Genomic DNA, 16,075 nt, shown 5'->3' with positions numbered 1-16,075 from the left:
ATGAAAAAATTCCTCCATTGGTTTGCCAGGCGCGGTCCTGTCGTGGCCACCTACCGCCTGACCGTCACCTGCCCTGCGGCGCAGGCCGACCACGTGGTGCGCCTGCTGCTGGCCGAATTGAAAGGCGCGGGCCTGACACCGTCACAGATGCTGCGCAGCTGGGACGAGGCGCGGCAAGTGGTGCAGCTGATCGCCACGGTGCTGTGCCAGGCCGTGCAGCGCGCCGTGCTGGTGCGCTTCGTCAACCGCGCGGGCGCCTGGCCGCAAGTGCGGCAAGTGCGCTGGGAAGGCGTGGCGGCCTCAATCTGACGCCGGCAGGCGCAGGAGGAACAGCGCGCCGCCTTCCGGGCGGTTCTGCGCCGCGATACTGCCGCCATACGCATGCACGATGGCTTGCGACAGGGCCAGGCCCAGGCCGAAGCCGGGCGCCTCGCCCGCGCGCGCCTGGGCGCCCCGGTAAAAACGTTCAAACAGATGCGGCAAGTCTTCCACGCCGATGCCCGGTCCTGCATCGGCCACGCCCACCAGTGCATGCTCGCCATCGCGCGATACATGGACGATGATGACGCTGTCAGGCGGCGAAAACTTCACGGCGTTATCCAGCAGATTGGCCAGCACCAGGTCCACGGGACCGGCCGCCACCCGCGCGTGCACGGCCACGCCGGCATCGAAGACGATGCGAATGCCGCGCTGCGCTGCCGGCTTTTCCAGGCGCTGCGCCGCCGCGCGCACGAGCGGATTGAGCGCGACCGTTTCCACGGCATTGCGCTCCTGGCCAGCATCGAGGCGTGTGAGCATCAGCAATTCTTCCACCAGGGTCGTCAGGCGCTGCACTTCATCGAGGCAGGACGCCAGCGCGTCGACATACTCGGGCGACTCGCGCGGGCGGCGCAGGGTGATTTCGATTTCCGTGCGCAGGCGCGACAGGGGCGAGCGCAATTCGTGCGAGGCGTCGGCCGTGAAGCGGCGCTGCGCATCGTAGCCATGCTCCAGGCGGTCCAGCATGGCGTTCAGGGTATCGACCAGGCGGCCGATTTCGTCCTGCGTGCCGGGATGCGGCAGGCGCTGGTGCAGGCTGGCTTCGCCGATCGAATGCGCCTGGCGCACCACGTCGTCGATGGCGCCCAGCACGCGGCGCGTGAGCATTTCGCCGGCCAGGCCCACGGCCGCCAGCAAGGCCAGCGCCATGGCGCCAAACAGCACGGTGGCCGCGGCCAGCACGTGATTGGTGTCGTCGAGCGAACCGGCCACCTGCACCGCCAGGCCTGCGCCGGATGAGGGCACGGGAATCGAGACCATGCGCAGCGGCTCTTCGCCAAATTTGGGCAGGGTCTCGAAGACGGTGTCGCCGGCCGCCAGGCGCGCCAGCAGGGCGGCAGGCGCCGGCAGCTGCGCCGCCTCCAGGTTGCGGCTGCGCGCCAGCACGCGGCCTTCGCCATCGATGATCTGCACCAGGCGGTCGAGGCGCGTCAATGACGGCGGCGCCAGACCTGGCGCCACCTCGTGCACCTGCACGGGCTGGCGCGGCGCGGCCGGCAGCATCGCCATTTCCGTCTCGGCCAGCGCCAGCAGGGCCGCATCGAGCTGGCCATGCACGGCGCGCGACAGGCCCCAGTAGCCGGCCAGCGCCGTGCAGGCGACGATGGCAAGGATAACGGCCAGGTGCACCAGCAACAGGCGCTTGCGAAAGCTAGCCACCGTTGTTTTCCGCCAGGCGGAAACCGCGTCCGCGCACCGTGTGAATCAATGGCGGCAAGCCCGGCGCATCCACTTTTCCCCGCAAGTTGCGCACGTGGACGTCGATCAGGTTATCGATGCCGATCAAGTCCGCCTGCCATATCTGCTCGGCCAGGCGCGCGCGGCTGACCACTTCGCCCGCCTGGCGCAGCAGGATCAACAGAATTGCATATTCCTTCGGCGTGAGCACCAGCGGCGTACCGGCCCGCATCGCCTGATGGCTGACGGGATCAAGCGTCAAATCAGCCAGCGCCAGCACCAACGGACGGCTGATGTCGGAGCGGCGCAGCAAGGCGCGGATGCGCGCCAGCAGCTCCTCGAATTCGAACGGTTTTGTAAGGTAATCGTCGGCGCCCGTGTTCAGGCCCGCCACCCGGTCGGCCGTGGCGTCGCGCGCCGTGAGCATCAGCACGGGCGTCTGGATGGCGCGTGCGCGCAAGTCGCGGCAAAAATCGATGCCCTGCTTGCCCGGCAACATCCAGTCCAGCACGATCACGTCGTAGTCGACGGCGTAGCTTTCGTCCTCGCCTTCCTCGGCGCTGTGCGCCACGTCGACGACAAAACCTTCTTCCTGCAAGCCACGGGCCAGCAGGCGCGCCGCCTTGCGGTCGTCTTCCACCAGGAGAATTCTCATGCCTGCCTTTCGCGTCGCGCCCTGTTTTCCATGCTGGCATTTTACCGCGCCGCACCGTGCGCGCACCGCACCTGAAGAATGATTCAGGCATTCTTGGGCGCTTCTTCAGGACGGCATTGCTATGCTTTCCCGGCGCTGTAGTGACGCTGCCCGCGCCACCTGCGCTCCCTCCGACTGCCCGCCTGGGCACGGCATCCACGCATACCCCATCACCATCACCATCAATAACAAGGAAACACGGGATGAACACGACCACCCGCAACGCCCTGGGCGCCAGTTGCGCCCTCGCTCTCGCCTGCTCGGCCCTCGCCGGTTGCGCCAAACCGACGGCAGCGGCCACGCCCGTTGCCCAGTCGACGCATCTGGACGACGGCAGCATCGCCGTCGACAAGATGTCCCCCCTGCGCCAGCGCCTGCAAATCGCCGCCGTGCTGGAGCAGGATATCGCCACGCAGACGGATGCGCCGGGCAGCATTGTAGCCATGCCGGAAAAACTGGTGAAAATCACCCCGCCGCTGGCCGGGCGCATCACCCGCTTGCAGCGTTCGCTGGGCGACAGCGTGAAGGCGGGCGACCCGCTGTTTACCCTGGACTCGGCCGAACTGAGCGCCGCCTACGCGGACGACAGCAAGGCCCGTTCCGCCCTGCTGCAGGCGCGTCAGGAACTCGATCGCCAGAAAACCCTGTTCGATGCGGAGATCGCCGCGCGCAGGGAGTACGAATCGGCCCAGGCGACCTACAACCAGGCCGGCAGCGACGCGCAGGCCAGCGCCGACAAGCTGGCCCAGTACGGCGCCAGCGCACGCGGTTCGCGCCGCGACTACGTCTTGCGCTCGCCCATTAGCGGCACCGTGATCGCCATGGACGCTGCCCAGGGCGGCTACTGGAACGATATCAACGCACCCGTCATGACGGTGGCCGATCTGTCCACCGTGTGGCTATCGGCCAACGTGGCTGAAAGAGACTTGACGCAGGTGGCCGTGGGCCAGACGGCCCGCATCAGCGTCGATGCCTGGCCCGGAAAAAGCTTCGAAGGCAAGGTCGCCTACGTGGGTGCGGTGCTCGATCCCGAAACGCGCACGGTGCAGGTACGCGTGGCCATCGACAACCGCGCCGGCACCTTCAAACCGGGCATGTTCGCGCACGCGGGTTTTTCAGGCGCCAGCCGCCGCGCCATCCTGGTGCCCGCGTCCGCCGTGCTGCAAAGCGGGCCGTCGACGCGCGTGATGGTCGAACGCGGCCCGCTGCGCTTCGCGCCGCGCACGGTGGAAGTGGGTGCCAGCCATGGCGGGCAAGTGGAAATCCTCGCAGGTCTGAAGGCGGGCGAGCGCATCGTCGTCAAGGAAGGAGTGCTGCTCAATGATTGACCGTTGCATCGCCACCTGCTGCCAGCGGCGCGGCATCGTCTGGCTGGTACTGCTATTCGTTGCCGCCTACGGCGTCTATTGCTGGAAGCAGCTGCCCATCGAAGCGTATCCCGACATCGCCGACGTCACCTCGCAAATCGTCACGCAGGTGCCGGGCCTGGGCGCCGAGGAAATCGAGCAGCAGATCACCATACCGCTGGAGCGCGCCCTGCTGGGGACACCGGGCATGCATGTGCTGCGCACGCGCAGCCTGTTCGCGCTGTCGCTGATCACGGTCGTGTTCGAGGATGGCAGCGACGGCTACTTCACGCGCGAACGGCTGCAGGAGCGCCTGGCCAGCGTCAACCTGCCCTACGAGGCCAAGCCGGGGCTCGATCCCTATACCTCGCCGACGGGCGAAATCTACCGCTACACGCTGGAATCGAAAACACGGTCCCTGCGCGAACTGTCCGAACTGCAGTTCTGGACCGTGATTCCGCGCCTGCAGCAAGTGCGCGGCGTGGCGGACGTCAGCAATTTCGGCGGCCTGACGACGCAGTTCATGCTGGAGCTCGATCCTGCAAAACTCGACAGTTACGGTTTCTCGCTGGCGCAGGTCAAGGACGCCATCAACGCCAACAACATCAGCGGCGGCGGCAGCGTCATCGACCGTGGCCAGCTATCGTACGTGGTGCGCGGCGTGGGCTTGCTGCACTCGCTGGGCGACATGGGCAACGTTGTCGTCAGCAGCAAGAACGGCGTGCCCGTGCTGGTGAAGGACTTGGGCAAGCTCGCCTACGGCAATGTGGAGCGGCGCGGCATCCTGGGCAAGGATGACAACCCCGACACCATCGAAGGCATCACCCTGCTGCTGAAGGATTTCAATCCGTCCGAAGCGCTGGCCGGCATCCATACGGCAGTGGACGATTTGAACGGCAACCTGCTGCCGAAGGACGTCAAGGTGGTGCCCTACCTGGATCGCAGCTCGCTGATCGACGCCACCCTGCACACGGTCAGTTATACCTTGGGCGAAGGCATGCTGCTGGTCGCCCTGGTGCTGCTGCTGTTTTTGGGCAGCCCGCGCGCGGCCGCCATCGTTGCGCTGACGATCCCGCTGGCCCTGCTGATCGCCTTCATCTTCATGCACCATTTTAAAATTCCCGCCAATTTGCTGTCGCTGGGGGCGATCGACTTCGGCATCCTCGTCGACGGTTCCGTGGTGGTGCTGGAAAACATGCTGCGCCGCCGCGAACGCGAGCAGGAACGGCCCCTCACCTTGCAGGACGCCATCGAGGCGACCTTGCAGGTGGCACGCCCCATCATGTTCGGCATGGCCGTCATCATCGCCGCCTACCTGCCCCTGTTCGCCTTCCAGCGCATCGAGTACAAGCTGTTTTCTCCGATGGCGTATGCGGTAGGCGCGGCGCTGGTGGGCGCGCTGGTGGTGGCGCTGGTGCTGATACCGGGCCTGGCCTGGCTGGCCTTGCGCAAGCCGCGTCGCACCTTCCATAACCGCGCGCTGGAAAAGCTGGCGGCCGCGTACGGGCGCTTCCTCGAGCGCATGGTGGGCCGCAAGCGCTGGGTGGCCGCCGTCTGCGCCGCCTCGCTGGCGGGCCTGGCCCTGCTGGGCGGCAGCATCGGACGCGACTTCCTGCCCTATCTCGATGAAGGTTCCCTGTGGCTGCAGGTGCAGATGCCGCCCGGGATCACCCTGGACAAGGCCTCCGAGATGGCCAGTGAACTGCGCCGCGCGGCGCTGGAATTTCCGGAAGTGTCGACCATTGTCACGCAGACGGGGCGCAACGACGATGGCACCGATTACTGGACACCATCACATATCGAGGCCAGCGTGGGCCTGCACCCCTACAAGAGCTGGAAGTCGGGCCTGAGCAAGCAGCAGCTGATCGCGAAAATGAACGAACGCTTCGCCCGCATGCCCGGCTATACGGTGGCCTTCATGCAGCCGATGATCGATGGCGTGCAGGATAAATTGTCGGGCGCGCACAGCGACCTGACGGTGAAAATCTTCGGCAACGACCTCGATGAAGTGCGCGCCATCGCCGGCAAGGTGGCAAATGCCCTGAAGACTGTTCATGGCGCCTCCGACGTGGCGGTGGACGTGGAGCCGCCGCTACCCAACCTGAAGGTGGAACTGGACAGGGCAAAGGCGGCCCGCTACGGCATCAACGCGGCCGACGTGGCGGACCTGATTGCCACCGGCATCGGCGGCGCGCCCATCGGCCAGGTGTACGTGGGCGAGAAAAGCTACGACATCGCCGTGCGCTTCCCGCCCGCCGCGCGCTCCGACCCGGATGCCATCGCCAAACTGATGCTCAATGCCGCCAACGGCGCGAGGATCCCGCTGGCGCAAGTGGCAAGCATCAGCACCACCTCGGGCGAAAGCGTGATCGTGCGCGAAATGGGACGGCGCCACATCATCGTGCGCCTGAATGCCCGTGGGCGCGACCTGGCCGGCTTCCTGGCCGAAGCGCGCCCGCTGGTGGCGCAAGCCGTGGCCAATGAACACCAGCGCATCAGCGTCGAATGGGGCGGCCAGTTCGAAAACCTGCAGCGCGCGCAAAGCCGATTGGCCCTGATCCTGCCAATGACCCTGGGCGCCATGTTTTTGCTGCTGTTTGGGCAGTTCCGCAACCTGCGCCAGCCCGCGCTGGTCTTGCTGGCCGTGCCGCTGGCCATGCTCGGTGGCCTGGCCGCGCTGCACCTGCGCGGCATGACCTTGAATGTCTCGAGCGCGGTGGGCTTCATCGCCCTGTTCGGTGTGGCGGTATTGAATGCCGTGCTGATGCTGGCGCAGATCAACCGCCTGCGCGCCGACGAAGGCAGGAGCTTGCGCGAGGCCGTGCTGGAAGGCGCGCGCGACCGCATGCGCCCCGTGCTGATGACGGCTACCGTGGCTGCCCTGGGCCTGACGCCAGCCATGCTGGCGACGGGCCTGGGCAGCGACGTGCAGCGCCCGCTCGCCACCGTCGTGGTGGGCGGGCTGGTCACGGCGACGGCACTGACCCTGCTGCTGTTGCCGGCCTTGTATTACCTGATCGAGGCGCACCTACACAAACGCCAGACCGATACCGAAGGAGTGAACCATGACACGTTTTAATCTGCTGCTGGCGGCCTGGCTGATCGCCCCCTGCGTCAGCGCCGCCCCGTTGAGCTTCGACACCTACCTGTCCGCCGTGGAAAGCCACAGCCTGGAACTGCAGGCGCAGCAGGAAGGCATCACGTCGGCCAAGGCCGGCATCGGCATCGCCGGCCTGCGTCCCGATCCCGAATTCACGCTGGGTGCCACGCGCGAAACGGTAGCCACAGGAGGACACCGCCCCGTCACGTGGAACCCGGCCATCAGCATGGCCATCGAGACGAGCGGCAAGCGCGCCGCGCGCATCAAAGCAGCGCACAGCAATGTCGCGCTGGCCGAGGAAAAGGTGGCCGGCTTCAGGAGCGAACTGTATGGCACGGCCGCCGCCGCGTTCACGGAAGCGTGCCGCACGCGCGAAGTCGTCGCGCGCAAGCAGCAGACCATGGCGGCCCTGTCGACGGTGGTGGAAGCGAACGTCGTGCGGCGCAAAGCGGGCGACGTGGGCGGCATCGAGCTGCTGCAGTCGCGCGTGGAACGCGACCAGTTCCAGGCCGACCTGGCGCAGGCGCGCAGCGAGGCCGATAGCGCCATGCTGAACCTGTCGCCGCCGCTGGGGCGCCAGTTCGAGGCGCTGTTTCCAGACGCGCAGCTGGCATGTGACTTCGCCGCGCAGGCAGACAGGGAGGCCAGCGGGCTGGTGGCGCAAGCGCTCAACGCCCGCAGCGACGTGCGCATCGCCCGCGCCACCTTGGACAATCTGCGCGACGGCGCGGCGCTCGTGCGCGCCAACCGCACCGTCGATCCCACCGTCACGCTGGGTCTGGCCGCCGCGCGCGGTTACCATGACGGGATCGATGGCAGCGGCAATCCCGTCGATGGCTCACCCCGTTCGCGCGCCCTGTCCCTCTCGCTGGCCATTCCCATCCCCCTGTCGCGGCGCGACAAGGGCGACATCGTGCAGGCCGAAGCGGGCGTGACGCAGGCGATGCTGGCCTTGCGTCAGGCGGAACTGCAGGCGGAGACACAAGTGCGCACGGCGCAGCGGCAGCTGCGTGCGGCGCAGGAACGGCTGGCGCGCTACCGCGACGGCGTGCTGGTCGATGCGCAAAAGGTGGTCGATGGCATGCGTTTGTCTTACATCAAAGGCAATGCCTCGCTGCTGGAATGGCTGGCGGCGCAGCGTTCGGCCGATGAAGCGTACCAAGGCTATGTGCAGGCGCGCGCCGATGCGGCCATCGCCAGCACGCAGCTACAACTGGCCATCGGCCAGCGGCCGACGTTATAGCAAGGGAAAGAAAGTACGAGGCGGGGCCGGCGCGGCTATGCCGCACCGGTCATCAGGAACAGGGAATTACTGCGGCTGGGCGGGCGCGTCGCCTTCGGCGGCCGCATCGGCGGCGTCATCGGCGTCGTCCGCTTCCGGCTCATCGCCCTCGCTGCCATCGGCCGGCTTGGGATTGTTCTTCGCTTCCAGCTTGCGCCTGGCTTTTTCCTCGGCTTTCTTCTTCTTTTCCAGCTCTTTTTGCCGTTTTTCGTATTGGAAATTTGTCTTGGCCATTTACTACCTCTTTAGTTTTTAGATGTTACAGATAAGCACATAAGGCACATTATGACGTAATTGAACCAAACACCAAATGTTTAGCCTCGCGGATGATGCTGCGCATGCAGCAGTTTCAGCCGTTCACGGGCCACATGCGTGTAAATCTGCGTGGTGGAAATATCGGAGTGCCCCAGTAACAATTGCACAACACGCAAGTCCGCGCCATGGTTCAGCAAATGGGTGGCGAATGCGTGGCGCAGGGTATGCGGCGACAGCGGCGCCGTAATGCCGGCGCTCAGCGCGTGTTTCTTGATGATGACCCAGAACATTTGCCGCGTCATGGCGCCGCCGCGCCGCGTGACGAACAGCGCATCGTCCATCTGACCGTCGAGGATGACGCCGCGCGCCTCCTTCAGGTAGCGCTCGATCCACAGCCGCGCCTGCTCACCGAACGGCACCAACCGCGTCTTGCTGCCCTTGCCCGTGATGCGCAGCACGCCATCGTTGAGGCTCAACTCCACGGATGTCAAGTCCACCAGTTCCGACACGCGCAAGCCGCTCGCGTACATGAGTTCGAGCATGGTGCGCTCGCGCAGGCCCAGCGGCGTGCTCACGTCGGGCGCCGCCAGCAGCGCTTCCACCTGCGCTTCGCTCAGGGTATGCACGAAGCGCGCCGGCTGCTTGGCCGAAACCATCTTCAGGCAGGGATCAAACGAGATATGTTTTTGCCGCAAGGCCAGCTGGTAAAAGCGCTTGAGCACGGACAAGCGCCGGTTTGACGACGTCGCCTTGCTCTCGTCATGGCGGGCGGCGAAATACGCTTCGACATCGGCCGTGGAGACCTCGTACAGCCCCTCGCGCCCGGGCCGCGCCACCTCCAGCCAGCGCGCGAACAGACGCATATCGCGCCGGTAGGCGTCCAGCGAGTTTTTCGACAGGCCGTCTTCCAGCCACAGGCTGTCGCAGAATTCATCGATCAGGGTAGTGTTGTCGGGCGCCAGCAAGCTGTTCATCATCGTGTTGACCACGCTATGCCCGTCACGCCTTCATGCGCCAGCAGCCAACGCTTCACGCCCAGGTGAAAACCGCTGGCATCGTCGTGGTGGGCAAAACCGCCCAGGCCGCCAGCGGCCGTGACGCGGTGACACGGAATGAGCACGGGATACCAGTTGGCGCCGCAGGCCTGGCCGACGGCGCGCGGTGCCGAGCCGATCAGGCGCGCCACGTCGCCATACGTGCGCACCTGGCCGCGCGGGATACCGGCGATCGCCGCCCATACGCGTTGCTGGAAGGCGCTGCCCAGCTCGGCCAGCGGCAGGTCAAAGACCTCATCGGGGTCGAGGAAATAGCGCGCCAGCTGCACGCACGCCCGCTCGGAGACGGCATCCTGCGGCTCCTTCTCGTCGAAGTGCGGCGGCAGGTAGACCAGTTCACGCAACTGGCCGTCCTGCGCACGCACGCCCATGGCGCCGAATGGCGCGGCCACGATGGCGCTGAACAGCTCACTGCCCTGTTGTTTTTTCATCTGCTGATCATTATTCAAGTGTGGCATATATACAACCTGCCGGCGCCGGAAACAGCGCCACGGGAATTATGCACCGACTTTGGGCGTCTCGGCGGACGTTTCCCGCGCACGAAAAAAAAGCGCACCAGTCGGTGCGCTTCAAATATTGCTTCACGTTCCCGGTCGTTTGGGTCCGCCGGTGCCGGCTTGTGGCCGCAGACAGCTATGACTCAACAACTTCTGTGAAACGTGTGTCTCCTCAATATATCCCCGGTATCAATACCGTTTTTATAGACCACTCCCCCACCAACTTTGCTGCCAATTCTGTATTTCAGCCTTGCTACCGGAGCGTATATGCATATACGTGTTTCCCCTTAAGGCTGCCCATCATAGCGCATTTATTCGGCAGAATCGACTTTTTTTGCACCATGACGGGGACAACTGTTTTAGTTGTAAATTAAATTTGGCAGCCACAGCGAGATTTGTGGTACGTAGGTAATCAGCACCAGGAAGCCCAGCATCGTCAGCAGCCACGGCATCACGGCCACGGTCAATTCGGAAATGCCCATCTTGGTGATGCCGGAAGCCACGTACAGGTTCAGGCCCACGGGCGGATGGCACATGCCCACCTCCATATTGACCACGATCAAGATACCGAAGTGCACAGGATCGATGCCCAGCTTCATGGCGACGGGGAACAGAATCGGTGCCATGATCAGCACGATGGACGACGGTTCCATGACGTTACCAGCCAACAACAACAGCACGTTGACCACCAGCAGGAAGCTGATCACGCCCAGGCCCTTGCCCGTGATCCACTCGGCCATCGCTTGCGGGATGTTTTCGCTGGTCATCAGGAACGAGAACAGCACGGCATTGGTGATGATGTACAACAGCATCGCCGACATGGCGGCCGAATCGAGCAAGACCTTGCCCACTTGCTTGATCTTCAAGTCCTTGTAGACGAAGACGGCAATGATGAAGGCATACACGGCAGCCATGGCGGCCGCTTCCGTGGGCGTAAACACGCCCGAATAGATGCCGCCCATGACGATGACGATCAGGAGCAAGCCCCAAGCGCTCTTCTTGAAGGTCACGAAGCGTTCGCCCCAGCTGGCCTTCTTCATGCGCGGATAGTTGTGCTTGCGCGCCAAAAACCACGTAGTCAGGCCCAGCAGCATGGCCAGCATCATGCCGGGAATCACACCCGCCATGAACAGCTTGCCCACGGAGGTGTTCGTGCTGACGGAATACATCACCATCACGATCGAGGGCGGTATCAAGATGCCCAGCGCGCCCGAGGTGGTGATGACGCCGGCGCCGAAGCCGCGTGGATAGCCTTGCTTGACCATGGCCGGCAGGATGATGGAACCGATCGCCACCACGGTGGCAGGGCTGGAGCCAGAGACGGCGGCAAACAGCGCGCACGCCATCACGCCGGCCAGCGCCAGGCCGCCATGCCAGTGGCCCACCATGGAACTGGCGAAATTGATCATGCGCCGCGCCACCCCGCCATGTGTGAGGAAGTTGCCCGCCAAAATGAAGAACGGAATGGCCATGATCTCGAACTTCTCGATGCCCGTGAAAATCTTCAGGGCCACCGATTCGATGGGCACGCTGGTCATGGTAAACAGGAAAGTCAGTACCGTCAGCCCCAGCGAAATAGAGATCGGCATGCCGGTCAGCATCAGTACCAGCAGCAGCACAAAAATAATCAGCGCATTCATGCCTTGGCTCCTTTTTCTTCCGCCGTCAATTCATCTTCCAGCCCCGCGACATGCGAATGGTCGTGTTTCGGCAAGGCGCCCGTCTTGATGAAATGCAGCATGACTTGCAGGAAGCGGAAGCACATCAGGTAGGAACCCAGCGGCACGGCCAGGTAGACCAGCCACATTGGTACTTCCATGTCGGCCGAGGTCTGGTCCGTGTGGCCGATCGACCACACGAAGCTGGCGCCCAAAGTCCCCACAACGCCCGTAAACAGGGCGCCGGCAGCCAGGCCGAAGACGATGAAGCGGTCACGCCAGCGCGGGTTCATGCGGTTGATCAGCACATCGACGCCCACGTGGATGCCCGTGCGCACGCCATACGCGGCGCCGAACTTGGCCATCCAAACGAACATGTAGATGCACAGTTCCTGCGCCCAGCTGGTATTGATTTGAATCAGGAAATCTTGCACCACCGGTATCGGCAAGCCGGCCAGGTAGCGGTGCACGACCGCGACGAAAATGATGAAGGTGGCTGCGCCCATCAGGGTCGCAATCAACCACTCTTCCAGGTGATCCAGAAATTTCATGGTGGACTTTCAAAGAATGCGGGTACACGCACTCCCGCGCAGGACGCGCAGGTGCCGTTGCTACAGAAAGACAGGGATGTCCCTGACAGCCGCGCCGGGTGGCGCGGCCAGCGCTATTACTTCGCGCTTTCCTTGTTGATGGACGAGATCAAGTCCTTGCCGATGCGCGCTTCCATGGCCTTCTGCACGGGCGCCAGCGCCTTGCGCCACTCGGCCTGCTCCTGCACCGTCAAGGTATAGATCTGCGTCTTGCCGGCTTTCTTGATGGCCTCGAGGGCCTGGTCGTTGTCGCGCTGGGCGATGGCTTTTTCAAATGTGGTCGCTTCGCGCATGGCTTTTTCCAGCTGCGTGCGGATGTCGGGCGGCAAGCCATCCCAGAACTTCTTGTTGACGATGACGGCATAGCCCAGGTAGCCATGGTTCGATACAGTTATATGCTTTTGCACTTCATGCATCTTTTGCGTGTACATGTTCGACGGCGGATTTTCCGTGCCGTCGACCACGCCCGTCTGCAGCGCCTGATACACTTCCGAGAAGGCCAGCACCTGCGGATTGGCGCCCAGCGCGCGCATTTGCGCGTCGAGTACCTTGGACGACTGGATGCGCATTTTCAGGCCCTTGAAGTCGGCCGGATTATGCAGCGGCTTGTTGGCCGACATCACCTTGAAGCCATTGTCCCAGTAGGCCAGGCCCGTGATACCCTTGGGCTCCAGCTTCTTCATCAGGCTCTTGCCGATTTCGCCTTCGGTGACGTTGTACAGCGCCGTCTTGGTGGGGAAGATGTAGGGCAGGTCGAACGCTTCGAATTCCTTCACGCCCAGCGGGCCGAACTTGGCCAGCGACGGCGCCAGCATCTGCACGGCGCCCAGCTGCAGCGCTTCGAGCTCTTCCTTGTCCTTGTACAGCTGGCTGTTCGGGTACAGTTCTACCCTGACCTTGCCATTCGTGGCTTTTTCGGCCAGTTGCTTGAAACGCACGGCGGCCTGGCCTTTCGGCGTGTCGGTCGCCACCACGTGGCTGAACTTGATGACGATGGGGGCTTGGGCGTATGCGTGGACGCCGGCGGTGGCGCCTATGGCCGCGCACAGCGCGACGAGCATGGTTTTCATCTGCATGATTGTCTCCTGGATGGTTTTTAGAAAAACTTTATTATTTGTCTATTTGAATATAGTATCAAAGAAACCGCCCCTGCTATTGTGGTTAACCACAATAGCCAGTTCCCGATAAGCCGCTACCCTGCCTGCCATGCCGACTCCCCCCACCCTTGCGCGCCGCTTCAAGCTATCGAGCCCGATGCGCTGGCTGCTGCCCGTCATCCTGCTGCTGCTGTTCCTGTCCATCCTGTTCTGGCTGCCCTGGCAGGCACGCCAGATGGAGAGCAACGAGCGCCAGGAGCAGCTGATCGCCGACACGCTGTGGGTGGAGCAAACCATCCGCTTTCAACTGGCGCGCAACGAGGAAAGCCTGTTCAACCTGGGTGAGGACATCGCCAGCGCCTCGCTGAGCGCGGAAAAAGTGCACGAACGGCTGCAGCAAATGCTGCGCAATGGCCGCGAATTACAGCGCGTGCTGTGGCTCGACACCAGCGGCAAGGTGCTTGCCACCAGCGACAACAACCTGCCGCATGCCCTGTCATTTTCACCGGCCTCGCTGACGGCGGCCGACAATGCGCGCCGCCTGCACCGGGGGCAGTATGCCCAGCCCTCGCAGCAAAGCGGCTTTCCCGACGCGCCGCCGGGCGCCATGCTGATGGATTACCACCAGCCCCTGTTCGATGGCCAGCGCCATGTGGGCAGCCTGGTGGCCACCTACCAGATCAGCAGCCTGCTCGATGAGATGGTGCCGTGGTGGTTTGCCCAGGATAACCAGATTTCGCTGATCGACCGCGACGACAAGGTGCTGGCACGGCGTGCCGCCGCCGGTCCCGGTCACGGCGTGTACACGCACAAGCGCGCGCTCGACGTGCCCGGTGCCAGCATCACCTTGTTTACCGACAGCGTGAAAAGCCAACCCAAGCTGCTGCCCAATTTGCTGGTCGGCTCCGTCATCGCCCTGTCGCTGGGTTTGCTGTGGAGCTTGCTGGCCCTGTGGCGGCATATTTCGCGCCGCCTGGTGGCCGAAGGGGCGTTGCGCCAGCAGATGCTGTTTCGCACGGCGATGGAAAACTCGCTGGTGACGGGCATGCGCGCGCGCGACCTGGAAGGCCGCGTCACGTATGTCAATCCCGCATTTTGCCAAATCGTCGGCTATCCGCCCGAGCAAATCCTGGGGTGTTTGCCGCCCATGCCCTACTGGGTGCCGGAAGCATTGGAGGAATACCAGCAGCGCTTCGTCAAGGCCCTGGCCGGCAATCCCACGCCGCAGTTCGAAACCTATTTCCAGCGCCCCGACGGCACGCGCGTGGCGGTGCTGATCTTCGAAGCGCCGCTGGTGGACAAGAACGGCCGGCAGACAGGCTGGATGGGTTCCGTGCTCGATATCTCGGACCGCAAGCGGGTCGAGGAACTGAATCGTCAACAGCAGGAAAAACTGCAAACGAGTTCGCGCCTGGCCACCATGGGCGAGCTGGCCTCGATGCTGGCGCATGAGCTGAACCAGCCGCTGGCGGCCATTTCCAGCTACACCACGGGCGCGCTGAACCTGATCCGCCGCGCCATCGAGCATGGCGCCCCCGTCGATCCGAACACCCTGAAGCCGGCGCTGGAGCAGGCCGGCGCGCAGGCGCAGCGGGCCGGCCAGATCATCCGCAGCGTGCACGATTTCGTGCGCAAGAGCGAACCGCAGCGCCAGGATATCGCTATCCGCACGCTGATCGACGGCATCCGCGCGCTGATCGACCTGCAGGCGCGCAAATACTATGTCACCATCCAGGAAGAGCTGCCGCCGGACCTGCCGCTGCTGCGCGCCGATCCCGTGATGATCGAGCAAGTACTGCTCAACCTGACGCGCAACGCCATCGAGGCTATGCAGGATGCGGCGCCCGGACGGCGTATCATGCGCCTGCGGGCCAGCCACGATGCGCAGCAAGACATGGTAACGGTGGACGTGATCGACCATGGCCACGGCATTGCGCAAGACGTGGCGGAGCGGCTGTTTTCGCCGTTTTTCTCAACCAAGTCTGAAGGCATGGGCATGGGCCTGAACATCTGCCGCACCGCCATCGAATTTCACGGCGGCGCGCTGACCTTCAGCGTCAACCCCGCTGGCGGTACTATCTTTACATTCAGCGTGCCGGCTGCGCCGCGCGCGCCGCACTAAGCAATAACGAATAACGAACAACGAATAACGAATAACGACAAGCCGGAGACACCATGCTACACATTATCGACGACGAAGAGGTCGTACGCGACTCGCTCTCCTGGCTGGCCGCCTCGCGCAGCATCGACGCGCGCATCTACGCCAACGCTCAGCAATTCCTCGATAGCCTCGACGGCAGCTTCGACGCCGCCGGCGACTGCGTGCTGCTCGACGTGCGCATGCCCGACATGAACGGCATCGCCCTGTTCGACCATCTGGTCAAGCGCGACCTGACGGCGCGCCTGCCCGTGATTTTCCTCACCGGCCACGGCGACGTGCCGATGGCCGTCGACAGCCTGAAACGGGGCGCCTTCGATTTCTTTGAAAAGCCGTTCAACGACAACGACTTGATGGACCGCGTGCAGCAGGGCCTGGCCAACTCGCGCCAGGCGGGCGAACTGGCCGCCGTGCATGCGCGCCTGGCCACCCTGTCGACGCGCGAACGCGAAGTGCTGGACCTGATTTTGGCGGGCAAGATGAACAAAGTGGTGGCCGACAAGCTCGGCATCAGCATGCGCACCGTGGAAGTGCACCGCGCGCATATCTTCGACAAGATGCAGGTCAAGACGGCGGTGGAGCTGGCGGGGTTGTTGAAATAGACTGAAGTCTGAGGTCAGCCCCCGG

At 63.9% G+C, this 16,075-nt stretch carries 14 protein-coding genes; 6 read left to right on the top strand and 8 right to left on the bottom strand.

The features are described 5' to 3' along the window. Positions 1-309 carry a hypothetical protein gene (locus tag ACQ4W7_RS20525; RefSeq protein WP_436532843.1) on the top strand — a complete coding sequence of 103 codons (309 nt, stop codon included), beginning with the start codon at positions 1-3 and terminating at the stop codon, positions 307-309. Here the strand turns inward: ACQ4W7_RS20525 and ACQ4W7_RS20520 are convergent. Together ACQ4W7_RS20520 and ACQ4W7_RS20515 are read right to left on the bottom strand one after the other, a co-directional pair. Continuing rightward, positions 301-1,698, bottom strand: a complete 1,398-nt coding sequence (locus ACQ4W7_RS20520; protein ID WP_426072130.1) for a HAMP domain-containing sensor histidine kinase — start codon at positions 1,696-1,698, stop codon at positions 301-303. The two genes, ACQ4W7_RS20525 and ACQ4W7_RS20520, sit on opposite strands and share 9 nt — an antisense overlap. Further along, positions 1,691-2,371, bottom strand: coding sequence for a response regulator transcription factor (locus tag ACQ4W7_RS20515; RefSeq protein ID WP_436532840.1), 681 nt, complete (start codon positions 2,369-2,371; stop codon positions 1,691-1,693). Before ACQ4W7_RS20515 ends, ACQ4W7_RS20520 begins: the two co-directional genes overlap by 8 nt. Positions 2,372-2,613: 242 nt before the next feature. Here ACQ4W7_RS20515 and ACQ4W7_RS20510 point away from each other — a divergent pair, with 242 nt between their 5' ends. The 3 genes from ACQ4W7_RS20510 to ACQ4W7_RS20500 are packed head-to-tail and all read left to right on the top strand — an operon-like array spanning position 2,614 to position 8,099. After that, positions 2,614-3,738 carry an efflux RND transporter periplasmic adaptor subunit gene (locus ACQ4W7_RS20510; RefSeq protein ID WP_436532838.1) on the top strand — a complete coding sequence of 375 codons (1,125 nt, stop codon included), beginning with the start codon at positions 2,614-2,616 and terminating at the stop codon, positions 3,736-3,738. After that, entirely contained in the window at positions 3,731-6,835 is a 3,105-nt protein-coding gene (locus tag ACQ4W7_RS20505) for an efflux RND transporter permease subunit (protein ID WP_436532836.1), read from the top strand. Before ACQ4W7_RS20510 ends, ACQ4W7_RS20505 begins: the two co-directional genes overlap by 8 nt. Then, positions 6,822-8,099 (top strand): TolC family protein, encoded by a 1,278-nt coding sequence (locus ACQ4W7_RS20500; RefSeq protein ID WP_436532834.1) that lies wholly within the window; start codon positions 6,822-6,824, stop codon positions 8,097-8,099. Before ACQ4W7_RS20505 ends, ACQ4W7_RS20500 begins: the two co-directional genes overlap by 14 nt. 66 nt (positions 8,100-8,165) lie before the next feature. On the opposite strand, the gene ACQ4W7_RS20495 is transcribed toward ACQ4W7_RS20500, so the two are convergent. The 6 genes from ACQ4W7_RS20495 to ACQ4W7_RS20470 all read right to left on the bottom strand — a co-directional run bounded on the left by ACQ4W7_RS20495 (position 8,166) and on the right by ACQ4W7_RS20470 (position 13,263). Continuing rightward, positions 8,166-8,372 (bottom strand): hypothetical protein, encoded by a 207-nt coding sequence (locus ACQ4W7_RS20495; RefSeq protein ID WP_426072125.1) that lies wholly within the window; start codon positions 8,370-8,372, stop codon positions 8,166-8,168. Between the two features lie 80 nt (positions 8,373-8,452). Further along, positions 8,453-9,370, bottom strand: a complete 918-nt coding sequence (gene xerD, locus ACQ4W7_RS20490) for a site-specific tyrosine recombinase XerD (protein WP_426072124.1) — start codon at positions 9,368-9,370, stop codon at positions 8,453-8,455. Beyond that, positions 9,367-9,879 (bottom strand): methylated-DNA--[protein]-cysteine S-methyltransferase, encoded by a 513-nt coding sequence (locus ACQ4W7_RS20485; RefSeq protein WP_436532831.1) that lies wholly within the window; start codon positions 9,877-9,879, stop codon positions 9,367-9,369. The genes xerD and ACQ4W7_RS20485 overlap by 4 nt, the downstream gene beginning before the upstream one ends. 425 nt (positions 9,880-10,304) lie before the next feature. Further along, a complete protein-coding gene (locus ACQ4W7_RS20480; protein ID WP_436532829.1) occupies positions 10,305-11,585 on the bottom strand; it encodes a TRAP transporter large permease in 1,281 nt (426 codons plus the stop codon). Then, the gene (locus ACQ4W7_RS20475) at positions 11,582-12,154 is read right to left on the bottom strand and encodes a TRAP transporter small permease (RefSeq protein ID WP_436532827.1); all 573 of its coding nucleotides are present in this window, start codon (positions 12,152-12,154) and stop codon (positions 11,582-11,584) included. The genes ACQ4W7_RS20480 and ACQ4W7_RS20475 overlap by 4 nt, the downstream gene beginning before the upstream one ends. 116 nt (positions 12,155-12,270) lie before the next feature. Further along, the gene (locus tag ACQ4W7_RS20470; protein WP_436532903.1) at positions 12,271-13,263 is read right to left on the bottom strand and encodes a TRAP transporter substrate-binding protein; all 993 of its coding nucleotides are present in this window, start codon (positions 13,261-13,263) and stop codon (positions 12,271-12,273) included. A 136-nt stretch (positions 13,264-13,399) separates the two neighbouring features. Between ACQ4W7_RS20470 and ACQ4W7_RS20465 the strand changes: the two genes are divergently transcribed. Both ACQ4W7_RS20465 and ACQ4W7_RS20460 read left to right on the top strand, forming a co-directional pair. Beyond that, complete coding sequence (locus ACQ4W7_RS20465) at positions 13,400-15,412, top strand: PAS domain S-box protein (RefSeq protein WP_426072120.1); 2,013 nt, start codon at positions 13,400-13,402, stop codon at positions 15,410-15,412. Between the two features lie 53 nt (positions 15,413-15,465). Further along, a complete protein-coding gene (locus tag ACQ4W7_RS20460; protein WP_426072119.1) occupies positions 15,466-16,050 on the top strand; it encodes a response regulator transcription factor in 585 nt (194 codons plus the stop codon). Positions 16,051-16,075 lie beyond the last annotated feature (25 nt).

The organism is Janthinobacterium algoris (assembly GCF_051380935.1).
GTDB lineage: Bacteria > Pseudomonadota > Gammaproteobacteria > Burkholderiales > Burkholderiaceae_D > Janthinobacterium.
The sequence above is the reverse complement of the archived record's forward strand: the minus strand, read 5'-3'. Positions and strand labels throughout refer to the sequence as shown.